The sequence below is a fragment of the Verrucosispora sp. FIM060022 genome (assembly GCF_003977705.1).
Taxonomy (GTDB): Bacteria; Actinomycetota; Actinomycetes; order Mycobacteriales; family Micromonosporaceae; genus Micromonospora; species Micromonospora gifhornensis.
Genome location: NZ_RQIV01000017.1, coordinates 23,393 through 38,128, shown reverse-complemented (window position 1 = coordinate 38,128; position 14,736 = coordinate 23,393). Strand labels below are relative to the sequence as shown.

The window sequence follows — 14,736 nt, the reverse complement described above, 5'->3', positions numbered from 1 at the left end:
CGCGCGCCCCTCCCTGACCGGCCCGACATGATCAACGGCCGATCGCGGTACGCACGTCGGCCACGGTCACGGTACGCAACTCGTCGAGACTGGGCCGCTGACCGGACTGGCGCAGCCGCTGCGCCTGCGCCTTGCGTACGCCCTCGAACAGCTTGCGAGCCTCGCGGGCGTTGCCGAAGTTCTGGTCCCGCTCGATCGTGCCGAAGTGCTCCCGGAGCACGTCGGTCACACCGTCGGCGAGCAGGTACTCGTCGCCACCGGCCATCCGCTCCACGATGACGACGAGCTGGTCGGGACTGTAGTTGCCGAACTCGATCGTCTTTGCGAAACGGGAGGCCAGACCGGGGTTGGCATCGAGGAACTGGAGCATCTCGCCGGTGTAGCCGGCGGCGATCACCGCGACCTCGTCGCGGTGATCCTCCATCAGCTTGACGAGCGTGTCGATCGCCTCCTGCCCGAAGTCACCGCCACTGCCGGAGGACCGGGACAGGGTGTACGCCTCGTCGACGAAGAGCACGCCACCGCGCGCCTGCTCGAACGCGGCGGCGGTCTTCTCGGCGGTGTGGCCGATGTACTGACCGACCAGGTCCCGCCGGGACACCTCGCGGAACGCGCCGCCGGGCAGCGCACCCAACGCGGCGAGCAGGTCACCGTAGATGCGGGCCACGGTGGTCTTACCCGTACCGGGCGCACCCGCGAAGATGAGGTGATGGCTGACCGCACCGACCGGCAGCCCGGCGCTGCGTCGCCACTCGTTGACCTGGATCTCGTCGATGAGGGCCCGGACCTCTTCCTTCACCGACTCCAGGCCGACCATCTGCTCCAGCTCGGCCAGCAGCTTGTCGACCCGGGCGGTGTCCTGCGGAGTGGCGGCCCGGGCGGCGTCCGCGCCGTAGGCCGCCTTCCGGCTCGCCGTACCCTCCACGATGGTCGGCGCGGCCCCCTCGGCGACCTCGATCGCCGGCTGGGCGGTGTTCTCGGTGGTGCACTCCTCGACCGTGCCCTGGCAGCCACGGGCGAAGGAGATCGCCGGCCCACGCGTGTCCCGGATCCGGCAGCGTCGCAGCACGGGGGCGCTCTGGTGCACCACCGCCACCCCGGCGTGCCCGGTCTGCGAGATGTCGCAGGCCTCGATCGTCGGGCGGCCGTACTGGTAGATGTAGATGCCCCGGTTGCCGCAGCGGGTCACCGTGCTGGTGCGGATCGTCGGGGCGGCACCGATGCGCACGATGATGCCGTCCTCACTGAGGTCGGCGAACTCGCAGCCCTCGACGGTGCCGTCGGAGTCCTCGACGACCAGGCCGTACCGCCCGCCGGTGACCCGGCAGCGGGTCAGGGTGAACTCGGAGCGGCCGGCCACCTGGATGGCCGCACCGAAGCCGGCGCTCAGTTCGCAGCCGCTCATGGTGAGCGTGGCCCGGTCGCCCACGACCACCGGTGCGTCGCCCGCCTTGAGCACGAGGTCGCGCAACTCCAGCCGACCCGAGTTGCAGGAGACCGTCGGGTACGCCCCGGAGGAGGCGTCGATGGTGACCGTTCCGGCGCCCTGTGCGGCGACGACGGTGACCGCACGGTCGTTGACGAACAGCGCCTCGTAGTAGGTGCCAGGGCTGACCGAGACGACTGTGTCGTCGCCGGCCACCGCCAGAGCCTCCCCGATCGAGGGGTAGGCGCCGGGCTGATCCGGGGCGACGAGAAGGGTGCGCGTCATGACTCCGGGCTTCGTACGGCGATGAGGGTTGGGCCGACGATATCCCAGGCGGTCCATGCCATGGAGCCCCGCTCGCTAGGCTGCGTCGGGCGGACCGGTCGACTTCTGGCGCCGGGACACTCTCGACTGCGGGGGGACGGATGACCGAGCTGCGGACGCTGCCGCTGGTGGCGGGTGCACTGCTGGTCGACGGGACCATCCACACGCACACCTCCGTACGCGGTCAGACGGCACCGGAGTTGCATCCGATCGTCCGGCGGTTCCTGCACGGGCTGCCGGTCGGGCAACGGGAGCGGTTCACCGGCTGGTGCGCCGAGCCGGTGCTGATATCCGACCGGCTGTACGCCGCCGAGGCGGACGGGCCGCCGGTCGACACCGCCCGGGCCCGCGCGCTGCTGTGGGGGGCGAAGGTGCGACTGACCCGCGTACGGGAGGAGGGCGACCCGCGGCACGGCGAGGTCCAGCCGCCCTGCCGATCGTGCGCGGCCCTGCTGGACTGGTTCGGTATGGAGGCGTTGACATGACCGAGCGCTTTCCGTCCGAGGTGGCCGAGATCCTCGCCGCCGCCGGCTGGTCACCCGGATGGCGCGACGAGGAGCGGGCCCGCGAGTGGGCGCTGCGCATCGCCGCCGACGCCGCGCTGGACGGCCGCCAGCACGTCATGACGCCCGCCGCGATGCAGGCGTACGCCGAGTTCGGTGGGTTGCGGCTCCACCCGCAGGGTGCGGGTGAGCAGGTCGCCCCGAGCGACGTCCACCTCGACCCGTTCCGGGTCCGCCATTGCGTGGCCACGCTGGCGGAGTTGGCCTCGGTGACCGGGGCACCGCTGAGTCCGCTCGGTGAGGAGGGCGACGGCACCGGCATCCTCGCCGTCGACGAGCAGGGCCGGGTGTTCGTACTGGATCACACGGGTGACTGGTTTCTCGGGGCGAGTGTCGAGGAGGCGCTGGGCACGCTGCTGCTCGGCCGCCAACCGTCCCGGGTACGCGAGGACGGCACCTGGTGACCGATCCGCAGCCGACCACCGCCACCGGCTGGCAACCGACCACAGCCGCCGAACGCGAGCTGCTGGCCGCCGCCGAGCAGGAGGACGGCGCGGCATTCCTCGCCGCGCTCGCCACCGGGCCGTTGCTGCTGCCGGTGCCGGCGGCGACCGCCGCAGCGCCGGTGCCCTGGCCGACGGGTCACCACGAGGGCGTCACCCACGTGATGGCCTACACGTCCCCGGCGGCGATCGCCGCCGGGCTGCCCGGCCAGGACGTGACCTACCGGGTGTCGGTGCTGACCGATCTCGCCGTCGACTGGCCCGACGAGCGCTGGGTGCTGGCCGTGAACGCCGGCCTGCCCATCGCCGTACGGCTGACCGCCGACGAACTCACCAGCCTCGCCGCCGCCATGGTCGAGGCGGAACGGCCGTTACGGGAGGCGGTCCGCCAACAGGATCCGGACGCCCTGATGTCCGCGCTGCTGCGGACCGAACTCCTACTCCCCCTGCGGCCCGACGGGCCGGCGACCCGTGACCTCGGCGATCCCGATTTCCCCTGGTGGTGTCTACCGGACGAGCAGGGCCGGCCGAGCCTGCCGGTCTTCACCTCCGAGGCCCGGCTGCGGCAGGCGCTCGGCGATCACGACCTGGTGGCGATCAGCAGTCTCCAGCTCACCGAACACTGGCCGGACGCCTCCTGGCAGTTGTCGCTCAACCCGGAGACACCGCTGGCCGCGGCGTTGCCCGGCGAGGCGGTGCTGACCCTGCGTGACTGGCTCGGCGAGCTGCGCCACGTCCTCGACGACGCCGCCGAGCAGGAGCGGAGTCGGCGGGTGAGCGCCGCGTACGCCGACCCCTCGACGGTGGGCGTACCTGTGCCCCGACCAGCGGCGGAGTCGACGGTCGACGTCGACGAGGGCCCCGATCCGGACGTCCCGCTGCGGCTGCAACTGGTCATCCCGCATCGCTACCTCGCGTCCTATCTCGACGACGGATACGACCGCGCGGCTGGCCTGGTGCACGCCTGGTACGGCCCCAGGCGGGACACCCCGGTCCGGCTCTACCGGCGGCTGGGACTGCTCGGCCCGGGCTCGCCCTTCGAGGAGTCGGACGAGTGGGTGGCCGTGCTGCGCTGGCCGCCCGACGAGAGCACACCGCCGGAGTGGGGTCAGGGTCAGCCGCGAATGGAGTCGTTGGCCGTCCCGAACGGCACCGAACTGCGCTGCCTGCACCAGGACGGCCGGGACGAGTTCCTGGCCCGCTTCGACGCCACCACCCGCCGCTGGTCACCCGCCTGACCGGCCTGGACGCCGGGGTCAGCGCCGCCGGCTGGCGAACCAGGCGCGTGCCGGCGGGCTCTTGACCAGGGCCAGTGCCACGCCGGCCAGCCCGCCCACGACAAGTGGGGTGACCATCGTCGGCTCGAAGGTCAGTTTGCCCTGCACCAGCAGTACGACGATGACGACGACGAACAGACCGAAGGTGAAGCCTGCCGGCACCGCCAGCCCCTGGGCGCTGTCACCGGTCCACGCCATGAGTATCCCGAGCGCGGCGAGCAGCACCATCAGCAGCGCGATCGCGAGCACCCCCGCGCCGATGCCCACCACCAGGACGCGACCCGGCCCGGTGCCCTCGGCGGCCAACATCGCCCGGAAGAAGGCGATGCCGGCGATCAACCAGGTCACGATCGACGGCACCATCAGGACGACGGCCAGCGTCACGACGATCGGCCGTCGACCGGGCGGCGGAAACGCTCCGGACGGGGTGGTCGACATGGGTGTGACCTCCTGAGGTCCGATGGCTCAGCCGGGCGGGCGCCGCCAGACGTCGTCCGTAGCCTCCGCAGGCTGACCAGGGTCGTTCGGCGGTCCATCGCCGAAAGCGGTCCCCACCGGCACGGGCTCGTCGTCGACGAGTTCGGCCTGCCGACGTTGCGACCGGTTGCGCAGCATCCAGACGGTGGCGATGCCCCCGCCGACCAGCACGACGAGGATGGCGGCCCACACGAAGACCAGGATGCCGTCCTCGCGTTCGCGAGGGTTCACCTGCCACGGTTCGAGTTGGGCCGACGGTGGGCCGCTGGCACGAGGGCTGGCCCGGCCGTCGGGCTCACCGGTCAGCGCCGTGCGCAGGTCGAGCACGCCCCACCCGTAGTCCAGGTCCCGGCCGGGGTCACCCGCGTCGCGCGCGGTCTCCAGCAGCCGCTCGAACAGCTCGTACGCGTTCAGGTCCGGGTACTTGGCCTTGATCAGGGCCATGGCACCCGAGACGAGCGCGGCGCTGCTGCTGCTGCCGAGCGAGGTGACGTACTTGTCGCCGGGTGCGGCCTGGACGATGTCCTCGCCCGGCGCGGCGATGCTCACCTCCTCGGCCGGCAGGGCGGCCTCCTTGCTGATGACGCCCTTGCGGTCGGTGCCGTTGACGGCGATCGTGGCCGGGTGCCGGGCCGGGTTGCTGATGATCATGTCCTCGCGGTTGCCCACGGCGGCGACCACCACCACGTTGCGCTGGTACGCCCGGGCGACCGCGCGGTCCAGTTCCTCGTTGAAGCTGCTGCCCAGCGACACGTTGATGATGTCCGCGCCGTTGTCGATCGCCCAGTTGATCCCAGCGGCGAGCGCCGTGGGTGCGATCAGCGGGCTCCGCTCACTCTTGATCGTCACCGGCAGGATCTTGGCCTTCGGTGCGACCCCGAGCACCCCGTTGCCGCCGCCCGGCCCATGCCCGTGCCCGGCGATCAGCGACGCCATCCCGGTGCCGTGGCCCACCCGGTCGACACCGCCCTTGGTGTCGTCGTCGTAGAGATCCGCGCCGGGCAGCACGTTGCCCTTCAGGTCCTGGTGTTTGGCGTCCACCCCGGTGTCCACCACCGCCACCACGACACCCTCGCCCTGGGTGATCTTGTGTAGCTCGGGCAACTCCAGGGCCTTGACGTGCCACGAGTCGTCCCGGGTGGAATCCGCCAGGGCCGGTGCCGCAGGCAGGGTCAGCACCGCCAGGGCACTCACGGTGCTGAGCGCCAGGACGGCAGTCGGTCGGGTGAGGACACGCATGCCCGTCCTACCTTCCTTTGTGGTTCCTTCGTCACGGGACGGCCGAAAACGGGCGTTCACCGCATGGTACGGGCCAGTCACCGAAGCTGCGGTGACTGGCCCGTCCGTGTTCAACTCTGGCCGAGCGTCCTGCCCTGCTCCCGAGGCCGGTGCTCCGCCGGTGCCTCGACGACCCCGACGGCGGAAGACTCGGTGACCCACAACTCGTCGTCGCCGTCGCCGTACTCCCAGGTCTCCTGTTCCAGGTCGTGCTGGGTGCCCTTGCGCGCGCCCGGTGCGGCCGGAGCGCCGCGCCGGCCGCTGAGCGACGGACCCGGCCCGGTGGCCGGTGCCGGCCGTGCGGCACCGGTACGACCGCTCAGATCGGGCCGACCGGCACTGCCCTTTGCTCCCGGACCGCTGGCCCGACCACCCGGCGGAGTGGCGGGGCGGCTGCCGAGCGGGCCGCCCGCCTTGGGTGGGGTGCCGGGGGTTGCACCGCGTTGACCACCGAGGCTCGGCGGCGGCGCGGCGGGCCGGCCCGAGGCTGCGCCCCGCTGGCCGGACGGCGCCGTGGAGCCCGGTAGACGCGGGCTGGACGGTGGCGGGCCGGCCGACGGCTTCGGGCGAAGCGCACCGGCACCGGGACGCCCGGGGGCACCCGTGTTGCCCGGCAACGTCGGACGGTTCGGTGCGGGCCCACGCCGGCCACTGCCCGGCGCGCCGGAGCCGCCGCCCGCGCCGGGCAGCGTCGGACGGTTCGGTGCGGGGCCACGACCGCCGCCCGGGCCGGGAGCGCCACCCGAGCCCGGCAGGGTGGCCCGGGGTGCGTTCGGTCGGCCACCCGGGTTCGGCGTGCCCGGACCGCCGCCGCCCGGCCGCTGTCCCGGCGGGACCACCGGCGGTAGCGGCGGGCCGGGTGTTCCGGGCGCGTTCGGCGCGGTGGTGACCGGCGGCGGGGTGGGCGCGGGTCCCGGCGGGGCCACGGTTGCGGTGCCGCCGGCGAGGTCGACGCCGTCGGGCAGCGTCGGCGCACTGGGCTGGGGCGGTCGAGCGCCCACCTCCGGCTGGTTCGGTTGCTCCGGCCGGTTCGGCATCTCCGGCCGGTCCGGCCGCGGGCCCCGCGCACCCGGCGGGACGGCACCCGGGCGGGTCGGGCCGCCGGTTCGCCCCGGACCACCGGGCACGGTCTTGCCGTCGAAGAGGGCCGCCTCGGTCGGGCCCTTGAACTTGCCGCCCCGCGAGATGTTCGAGATGTACACGTCGATGTACATGTCCGCGAGCGGCTTGGTGATGTTCTTGGCGCGCTGGTGGAACTCCTTCTGGACCTCCTCGTACGACTTGTGCTTGTCGCCGAAGATGTCGCTGAAGGTGATCTTGGCCTTGTCCTTCTCGTAAACGTCCTGCTGGTGCTGCTGCTCGGCCTTGTACTCCAGCCAGAGCTGGGTCATCTCCCGCTGCGCGGTCGAGATCTTGCTCGCCAACTGGTCCAGACCGGTGGCGTTGCTGCTGGCCACGTTCTTCCACTCGTCCAGCGAGTGCAGAGTGGCACCCACCTTCGACATGAAGACCCGGGAGGCGGGAGAGTTCCACTTGGCGCCGAGCGCGTCGGCGTGCCGCTTGAGGTTGTCCCTGGTGGACTCCAGCAGGCTCGCCGCCCGCCGCCACATCTCGGCGAGCGCCACGGTGCGCTCGTTACTCTCCTTGCGGACGTACTCCCACATCTGCTCGATGTTGACGCCGTCCCAGTCGGTGGGCTGGTACGGCGTCGCCTGGGCCGCGCGGTCGGCCGCGTAGTCGTCCCGCATGCCCCCGTACGCCGGGTAGCTGATCGGCCTGTAGCCGTAGTAGTCGTCGGTCATCCCCGCTCCTCAGGTCCCCCGTTCCTGGCAGCCGTCATCGCAGGTTGGACTGGTCCAGTCGGAATTCCTCGCCGTGCATGCGCTGATCCTCGGCCTCGATCTGGTACGCGCCCGGACCGTTACCCACGGTCTCCGCCGCGGCCCACTTGGGTGCCTGCTCACGGGTGTCCTCGGTGGGGCAGGAATCCATCCCGTGGTAGGGCCCGACGACCTCCGGATCCCTCGCCTGCTCGGGGATCTCCTCCATCGGGTCGCCCTCCTGCTGCCACTTGCCGCTGAGGGTGTTCTGGCCGTCCACCGCGTTGAAGGCGTTGTACACATCGTCGTTCGTGGCCTCGGCCAGTGCGTCGCCCAGCAGGTATTCGCCGGAGATGGAGGTGGCCGCCGCGCTGAGCGCGGTCAGACCCTTGATCACATCGCCCATCAGGTGTGACACGGCCATCCGGCTCTCGTCGTGCCGGCCCCGGAAGAACGCGGCCTCTTTCATCCCGCCGCCGCCGAAGGGAGCCTGCACGGTGAGCATCGGACGCAGACCGTTCTCGAAGCTGGGCTGGAAGTTGGTGTCCAGCTCCTTCTGAATGGCCCTGGCGAAGTCCTGCAACTGGTTGACGTCGACGTCGATGTTCTCGTTGACGAGCCACTCGCCGCCCATGGTCCCTCCCCCGTCCCGCTCACACGGTGCTGGCGCGGCCGACCCGAACTCCGGTTACCGGAGCGACCCGACCGCGTACCGTAGGTCCACTCTGGCCGACGGTAGTCCGGTCCGGCAACCCCGTACGCCGGCTATGCACGAGGCGGAAGATTTACCAACTGCACCAGTCGGGTGCCACCCCGTCGGGACACCAGCCAGCCCCGACCCGGCGGCAGCGGTCCGGGCCGCACCGTGCCGAGCAGTACGCCCTCGTCGCGGTTGCCGGACATCACGATGCCGGGAGTGCTGATCTCCCGCAACCGCATCAGCACCGGCTCGTAGAGCGCCCGACTCGCGCCGCCGGTGCGGCGGGCGATGATCAGGTGCAGACCGATGTCCCGGGCCTGGGGCAGGAACTCCAGCAGGGGCGTCAGCGGGTTGCTGCCCGCACCGGCGACCAGGTCGTAGTCGTCGACAAGCACGTACAGGTCGGGGCCCTTCCACCAGTCCCGGGCCCGCAGCCGCTCGGCGTTGATGTCCGCCGGCGGCAGCCGGTCCCGCATCACCGCGGCGACCTCGGTCACGATGCTCTCGGTGATCTGCGCCGTCGAGCCGTACCCGATGACGTGCGGTGTCTCGATGTCGCCCAGCAGGCTGCGCCGGTAGTCGACGATGACCAGCCGCGCCTCGGTCAACTCGTGGCCGTCGACGATTGTCTGCGCCAGCGCCCGCAGGAAGGTGCTCTTACCCGACTCGCCGTCGCCGAAGAGGATGAAGTGCGGATCGGCGGTGAAGTCCAGGTGCACCGGCGCGAGGTCGACCTCGGCGATGCCGATCGGGATCCCGGCCTGCCCGGTGTTCGGCAGGCTGCCGTACGGGACGTTCGGCGGGAGCAGCCGGATCGGTGGGGCACCCGGGCCCTGCCAGGCGGCAGCCAGGTCGGTGACCAGCTTGCGGGCCCCCTCGGGCAGCGACTCCGTCTCCTGCGCGCCGTCGATACGCGGCAGCGCCGCGAGGAACTGCTGCCCGTCCGGCGTGATGCCGCGCCCCGGTGCCTTCTCCGGCACGTTAAGCGCCGCCCGACGGTCCAGGTTGGAGTCACTGGCATCGGCCAGCCGCAGCTCCAGGCGGGTGCCGAAGACGTCCCGTACGGCCGGGCGGAGGTCCATCCAGCGGCCGGCGGTGACGATCAGGTGGATGCCGAAGGACAGTCCCCGGTTGGCGATGTCGTTGATCGTCGGTTCCAGGTCCTCGAACTCCGCGCGCAACGTCGCCCAGCCGTCGATGATCAGGAAGACGTCGCCGAACGGGTCGTCGCCGTGCTGCCCGTGCCGACGGGCCCGCCGGTACTCGGCCATCGAGTCGACACCCCGCTCGGCGAAACGCCGCTCCCGCTCGCCCATCAGCAGTTGCATCTCGGCGACCGTACGCCGGACCAGGCCCGCGTCCAGTCGGGTCGCCACCGAACCGACATGGGGCAGGTCCCGCAACGACGACAGCGCGCTGCTGCCCAGGTCGAGGCAGTACACCTGGGCTTCCCGGGGGGTGTGGGTCAGCGCCAGCGAGGTGACCATGGTGCGCAGCAGGGTGCTCCGGCCGCTCTGCGGCCCGCCGACGATCACCGCGTGGCCGGCCGCACCGGCCAGGTCGAACCAGAGCACGTCCCGGCGCTGCTCGAAGGGCTTGTCGACGATGCCGACGGCCACCTGCAACTCGCCGAGCAGACCGGCGTGCGCCACGGTCACCCCACGAGTCGGGTCGGCGGTCAGCGGCGGCAGCAACTGGTCAAGCGTCGGCGGCTCGGCCAGCGGCGGAAGCCACACCTGGTGGGCCGGTTTGCCCCGGCCGGCGAGCCGCCCGACCAGGATGTCCAGCACGCTCTCACCGACCCCGTCGGCCGGCTCGGGCGGCTGCTCCTCCTTCGGCGTACGGGTCACCGGCGGGGCGACGTAGCTGGTGGTGTACTCGCGTACCCGGTCCTCGCCGTCACCGGCCGCCACCGCCGCGGCGGTCTTGCTGCGGTAGGCGCCGGAGACGTACGCGGCCTTGAACCGGACCAGCGGCTCGGTGCCGAAGCGCAGGTACCCGTGCCCGGGAGAGCGGGGCAGCTCGTACGCGTCGGTCGCGCCGAGCACCACCCGCGACTCCATCGCCGAGAAGGTCCGCAGACCGATCCGGTACGACAGGTGGGTGTCCAGCCCGCGCAGCCGCCCCTCCTCCAGCCGCTGCGAGGCCAGCAGCAGGTGCACACCCAGCGACCGACCCACCCGACCGATCTGCACGAACATGTCGATGAAGTCGGGCTTCGCGGTGAGCAGCTCGGAGAACTCGTCGCAGATGATCAGCAGGCTCGGCAGCGGCGACAGCGGAGCGCCCGCCGCCCGCGCCTTCTCGTAGTCGCGCTGGGAGGCGTAGTTGCCCGCCGACCGCAGCAACTCCTGCCGGCGTACCAGCTCGCCGTTGATGGCGTCGGTCATCCGGTCCACCAGCGGCAGTTCGTCGGCCAGGTTGGTGATCACCGCGCTGGTGTGCGGCAACCCGTCCAGCCGGGTGAAGGTGGCACCACCCTTGAAGTCGACAAGGACGAAGTTGAGGTTCTCCGACGAGTGCGTCGCGGCCAACGCCAGCACCAGGGTGCGCAGCAGCTCGGACTTGCCGGAGCCGGTGGCGCCGATGAGCAGCCCGTGCGGGCCCATGCCGTCCTGCGCCGACTCCTTCAGGTCCAGCTCCACCGGCCCACCGTCGGTACCCACCCCGATCGGCACCCGCAGCCGGTCCCGGTTGGGTCGCGGCTGCCAGGCCCGATCGACGTCGAACTCGTACGGGTCGCCGATGTCGAGCAGATCGGCCAGGCCCAGCTCACTGGTCAGCGGGGTGTCGCCACCGCCACGGGAGGCAGCCGACAGCCGCAGCGGGGCCAACTGCATGGCCAACGCCTCGATCTCCGCGACCTGGCAGTCGTCGGCCCGACCGATCTCCGCCGAACCGTCGACGGTGACACCGTGCAGCTGACGGTCCGCCGCCACGTCGAGCACCAGGCGCGCCCGGTCGAACATCCGGGGTGCCGGGCTGGACAGGTCGAGCAGGGTCACGCCCTCGACGCCGCCGTCGGTCATCAGGTGATCGGAACCAGCGGTGTCGCCACCGTCGATGATCACAAGTACGTGCGGCCCGCCGACCTGGGACGATCCGCCGCTGGCGTTGAACCGGGGCCGGCTGGCCAGCACGTCGTCGAGCATCGCCTCCAGGCCGGTCACCGAGGACGACACCAGCCGCAGTTGACCGAGCGCGTCCGTACGCGACGGGTGCAGCGCGTGCGGCAACCACTTCGTCCACTCCCAGTCGGCCCGGCGCTCGGCTGAGACGCAGACCGCGACGAGCATGTCGTCCGGGGCGTGGAAGGCCGTCGCCTGGGCGAGCAGGGCCCGCACCAGGCCCCGGGCGGCGTCGATGTCGCCGCGCAGGTGCACCCGGGCGAACCCGTTCAACGCCATGGTCACCGGCAGGTCCGGCACCTCGCCGTACGTGGTGAGGAACCGCCGCAGCGCCAGCGCGCACATCGGCTCCAGCTTCTCCAGCGACGTGGCCGGTGGCGGCACCAGCGGAGTGGCCAGTTCCTGCGGCCCGAGTCCGATCCGGACGGTGGCGAAGTCCACATCGCCGCGTCGCCGTTCCCACAGCCGGGGCCCCAGCGGCAGGGACCAGAGCGTGTCCGGATCCGGGTGCCGGTAGAAAGCGGCCTCACGCTGCCGGCGGACCGTCTTGAGGACGCGTCGGCGTTGCCGCGACAGGTGCGCCATGTACTCCCGGCGCTTCTGCAGCATCTCCTGCTTGCTCGGGCCGCCGGAGTTGTTCGTCAGCTGCGCGCCGAGCATGCCGATGGCGGAGAGTCCGAACAGGCCACCTGTGACATAGCCGAGGGTCGACCCGCCGCGACCGGCGAACATCAGGGCCATCGCGAAGGAGCCGGCGAGCATCGGCAGCAGCATCATCATCTGCCCCCACGCCTTACCACTGGGTGCAGGCACCTCCGGTGGCGCTTCCAGGAGCACCTCGCCGGAGGGATACTCCGGTTCCGGCTGTCGGGCGGGTCGTTTGACGACGACCGTGCTCACGTGACAGACCTCCGTTGCCTCTCCTGGGCGTGGTGGTCACGCCCGGCACCCCCGCACGCTCGGCCACCGCCGCGAACCGGCACCCCGCGTCACCGGCACATGGTAGGTAGCCTTCTCCCGTCAGGACAGCCGCGGGCCGCATCGGCCCGCTCCTCGTATCGAGGGGTCGTCAGTGGTCACCCAGGCCGGAACCGGACTCGCGCGTATCGCCGTCGCCGCCCCCAAGCGGCGACTGGATCTAGCCCTGCCCGAGCATCTGCCGCTCGTCGGGCTGCTGCCGGCGGTGCTGCGTCAAGCCGACGAGGAACCCTCGGACGGCACCGCCCACGGTGGCTGGGCGCTGCGCCGCAGCGACGGCAGCGCCGTCGATCTGACGCGTACGCTGGCCGCCCAGAACGTCCGCGACGGCGAGACGCTGCACCTGGTGCCGCGCCGCACCGAGTGGCCCGAGTTGGCGTACGACGACCTGATGGAGGCCGTGGCCGACGGTGCCCGCCGCCGTGGCGTGGCCTGGACCCCGTTCGCCACCCGGTTGACCGGCCTGATCGTGGCCGGCGTGCTGCTGCTGCTCGGGCTGGCCGTGATCGTCACCTCCGAGCAGCCCGGTTGGCTCGGCGGTACGGTGGCCCTCGGAGCCGCCACGCTGCTGCTGATCGGCGGGATCGTGCTGTCCCGGGCGATGGCCGACTCCCTGGCCGGTGCGGTGCTCGCCGCCGCCGGCCTGCCCTACGCCTTCGTCGGTGGGGTGCTGGTGATCGGCACCGGCGAGTCGGTGTGGGCGTTGGGCGCACCGCACATCCTGCTCGGTTCGGCGGTGCTGCTGCTGTCCGGGCTGCTCGGCCTGCTCGGCGTGGGGGACGCGACCCGGGTCTTCGTGGCGGCGGTCTTCGTCGGGTTCTGGGGCATGGTGGGCGGGCTGCTCGCCCTCGGCTCGATGGATGCCGCTCAGGGCAGCGCCGTGGTGATCAGCGCGGTCGCCCTGCTGCTGCCGGCCATGCCGCTGCTGTCCGTGCGACTGGGCAAGATGCCGATGCCGGCGTTGCCGCGTACCGCCGACGACCTGCTGCGCGACGAGCCGCAACCGAAGCGGGAGGTGATCTACCAGGCCACCGCCCGAGCCGACGAGGTGCTCACCGGCATGATCTTCGGCGCGTTCCTGGTCACCATCGGCTGCCTGGTGGTGCTCACCGCGACCGGCACGGTCGCCGCGCTGCTGCTCGCCGCCGTGATCTCGCTGGGTTACCTGCTGCGGGCGCGGCTGGTGACGACCGTCCGGCACCGGGTTCCGCTGCTGGCCGTCGGTCTGGTGGGCCTCGGCCTGCTGCCGCTGGTGGGTGCCGCCGACGCGTCCACCGCCACCCGGGTGCTGGCCGTACTGCCGGTGGCGCTGGTCGCGGCCGGCATCTCGGCCGCTGCCGGGCTCGCCTACAGTCGGCGTGCCCCCTCGCCCCGGCTGGCCCGGCTCGGCGACGTGCTCGACATCCTGCTCCAGCTCGCGGTGGTGCCGGTGGCCTGCAGCGTGCTGGGCCTGTACGCGTTCATGCGGGCGATCAACGGTTGACCGGCAGGTCACCAGTCGAGGTCGCTCGCCTCGGTCATCTCGCCGCCCCGGATCAGGTTGACGACTGCCGAGTCGAGATCCGGGCCGACGAGGAACTCGTCGGCCCAGTGCAGCAGGAAGACCCGCCCCTGGGCGTCCATCACCAGCTCGGACGGGCCGTCCTCGTTGTTGCCGATCGGATAGACCGGAATGCCGTACTCCTCGGCGAAGCCCCGCGCCCCCTCGGTCACCACCCCGCCCCGGGTGGGATGGAGGTAGCTGGTGAAGCCGGCACCGGCTCGGCCGGTCCTGCCGAACTGCGGCAGCGTCAGGCCACCGAACTCGACAAGCGCCGCCCGCGCGGCCGGCGGGCAGTCGAGGCCGGCCAGGTCGTCGGCGAACCGGACCATCCAGTGTTCGACCGCCGAGCTGACGTCACGGCCGGGAAACCAGCCGGCGGACTCCAGCACATGGCGTACGTCCGGCGGGAACCGCCCTTCGGCGGCGCGGCGACTCGCGTACCGTTCGGCGATCGTCTGCTCGGGCAGGGACGGCCACTGGGACACCTCGCCGGTCTCCCGGTCGATGACCGCCCGGGGGTAGCCGGTGGCGGGCGGCGGAGCCGGCGGCCCGTCGGTGGCGGCAGGCGTCGGTTCGGCTCGCCAGGCGACATAGCCCAGGTCGAACTCGTGCAGGAAGACCTCGGGAGCGGGCCCGGGGCGACCGGCACCGGCCCACTGGCGGGCGATCTCCAGGGCCTCGTCGCGACTGATCATCGTTGCGCTCCTCGGGCTGCCGTGGTCGACGTCAACGGTCGGCGTCGAGTGCGGAGACCGGCTGGCTCGACATCGTGCCTATGG

At 72.0% G+C, this 14,736-nt stretch carries 11 protein-coding genes; 4 read left to right on the top strand and 7 right to left on the bottom strand.

Going from position 1 to position 14,736, the window contains the following annotated elements; genetic code table 11:
• Window positions 1–31 precede the first annotated feature (31 nt).
• Entirely contained in the window at window positions 32–1,711 is a 1,680-nt protein-coding gene (locus EG812_RS27765; RefSeq protein WP_126713326.1) for a right-handed parallel beta-helix repeat-containing protein, read from the bottom strand.
• Window positions 1,712–1,851: 140 nt separating this feature from the next.
• Here EG812_RS27765 and EG812_RS27760 point away from each other — a divergent pair, with 140 nt between their 5' ends.
• The 3 genes from EG812_RS27760 to EG812_RS27750 are packed head-to-tail and all read left to right on the top strand — an operon-like array spanning window position 1,852 to window position 3,994.
• Complete coding sequence (locus EG812_RS27760; RefSeq protein WP_126713325.1) at window positions 1,852–2,235, top strand: YwqJ-related putative deaminase; 384 nt, start codon at window positions 1,852–1,854, stop codon at window positions 2,233–2,235.
• Window positions 2,232–2,717, top strand: coding sequence for an SUKH-3 domain-containing protein (locus EG812_RS27755; RefSeq protein ID WP_013736426.1), 486 nt, complete (start codon window positions 2,232–2,234; stop codon window positions 2,715–2,717). Before EG812_RS27760 ends, EG812_RS27755 begins: the two co-directional genes overlap by 4 nt.
• On the top strand, window positions 2,714–3,994 hold the full coding sequence (locus EG812_RS27750; RefSeq protein WP_126713324.1) for an SseB family protein: 1,281 nt from the start codon (window positions 2,714–2,716) through the stop codon (window positions 3,992–3,994). The genes EG812_RS27755 and EG812_RS27750 overlap by 4 nt, the downstream gene beginning before the upstream one ends.
• Before the next feature lie 18 nt (window positions 3,995–4,012).
• Here the strand turns inward: EG812_RS27750 and EG812_RS27745 are convergent, their stop codons facing one another.
• From EG812_RS27745 to EG812_RS27725, 5 genes are all read right to left on the bottom strand, one after another.
• Window positions 4,013–4,471 carry a hypothetical protein gene (locus EG812_RS27745; protein ID WP_013736424.1) on the bottom strand — a complete coding sequence of 153 codons (459 nt, stop codon included), beginning with the start codon at window positions 4,469–4,471 and terminating at the stop codon, window positions 4,013–4,015.
• 27 nt (window positions 4,472–4,498) lie between these two features.
• Window positions 4,499–5,749, bottom strand: coding sequence for a type VII secretion-associated serine protease mycosin (gene mycP, locus EG812_RS27740; protein WP_126713323.1), 1,251 nt, complete (start codon window positions 5,747–5,749; stop codon window positions 4,499–4,501).
• A gap of 110 nt (window positions 5,750–5,859) precedes the next feature.
• On the bottom strand, window positions 5,860–7,590 hold the full coding sequence (locus tag EG812_RS29170; RefSeq protein WP_158632562.1) for a hypothetical protein: 1,731 nt from the start codon (window positions 7,588–7,590) through the stop codon (window positions 5,860–5,862).
• A 34-nt stretch (window positions 7,591–7,624) separates the two neighbouring features.
• Entirely contained in the window at window positions 7,625–8,242 is a 618-nt protein-coding gene (locus tag EG812_RS27730; protein ID WP_126713322.1) for a hypothetical protein, read from the bottom strand.
• 131 nt (window positions 8,243–8,373) lie between these two features.
• On the bottom strand, window positions 8,374–12,336 hold the full coding sequence (locus EG812_RS27725) for a type VII secretion protein EccC (RefSeq protein WP_013736420.1): 3,963 nt from the start codon (window positions 12,334–12,336) through the stop codon (window positions 8,374–8,376).
• A 172-nt stretch (window positions 12,337–12,508) separates the two neighbouring features.
• Between EG812_RS27725 and eccD the strand changes: the two genes are divergently transcribed.
• The gene (gene eccD / locus EG812_RS27720; RefSeq protein WP_126713321.1) at window positions 12,509–13,897 is read left to right on the top strand and encodes a type VII secretion integral membrane protein EccD; all 1,389 of its coding nucleotides are present in this window, start codon (window positions 12,509–12,511) and stop codon (window positions 13,895–13,897) included.
• A gap of 8 nt (window positions 13,898–13,905) precedes the next feature.
• Here the strand turns inward: eccD and EG812_RS27715 are convergent, their stop codons facing one another.
• A complete protein-coding gene (locus tag EG812_RS27715; RefSeq protein WP_126713320.1) occupies window positions 13,906–14,652 on the bottom strand; it encodes an SUKH-3 domain-containing protein in 747 nt (248 codons plus the stop codon).
• Between the last annotated feature and the right edge of the window lie 84 nt (window positions 14,653–14,736).

Coding starts and splice junctions, on each gene's coding strand:
- EG812_RS27745 (WP_013736424.1), bottom strand. CDS start 4,471: ATGTCGACCACCCCGTCCGGAGCGTTTCCGCCGCCCGGTCGACGGCCG.
- EG812_RS27715 (WP_126713320.1), bottom strand. CDS start 14,652: ATGATCAGTCGCGACGAGGCCCTGGAGATCGCCCGCCAGTGGGCCGGT.
- EG812_RS29170 (WP_158632562.1), bottom strand. CDS start 7,590: ATGACCGACGACTACTACGGCTACAGGCCGATCAGCTACCCGGCGTAC.
- EG812_RS27760 (WP_126713325.1), top strand. CDS start 1,852: ATGACCGAGCTGCGGACGCTGCCGCTGGTGGCGGGTGCACTGCTGGTC.
- EG812_RS27765 (WP_126713326.1), bottom strand. CDS start 1,711: ATGACGCGCACCCTTCTCGTCGCCCCGGATCAGCCCGGCGCCTACCCC.
- EG812_RS27755 (WP_013736426.1), top strand. CDS start 2,232: ATGACCGAGCGCTTTCCGTCCGAGGTGGCCGAGATCCTCGCCGCCGCC.
- mycP (WP_126713323.1), bottom strand. CDS start 5,749: ATGCGTGTCCTCACCCGACCGACTGCCGTCCTGGCGCTCAGCACCGTG.
- EG812_RS27730 (WP_126713322.1), bottom strand. CDS start 8,242: ATGGGCGGCGAGTGGCTCGTCAACGAGAACATCGACGTCGACGTCAAC.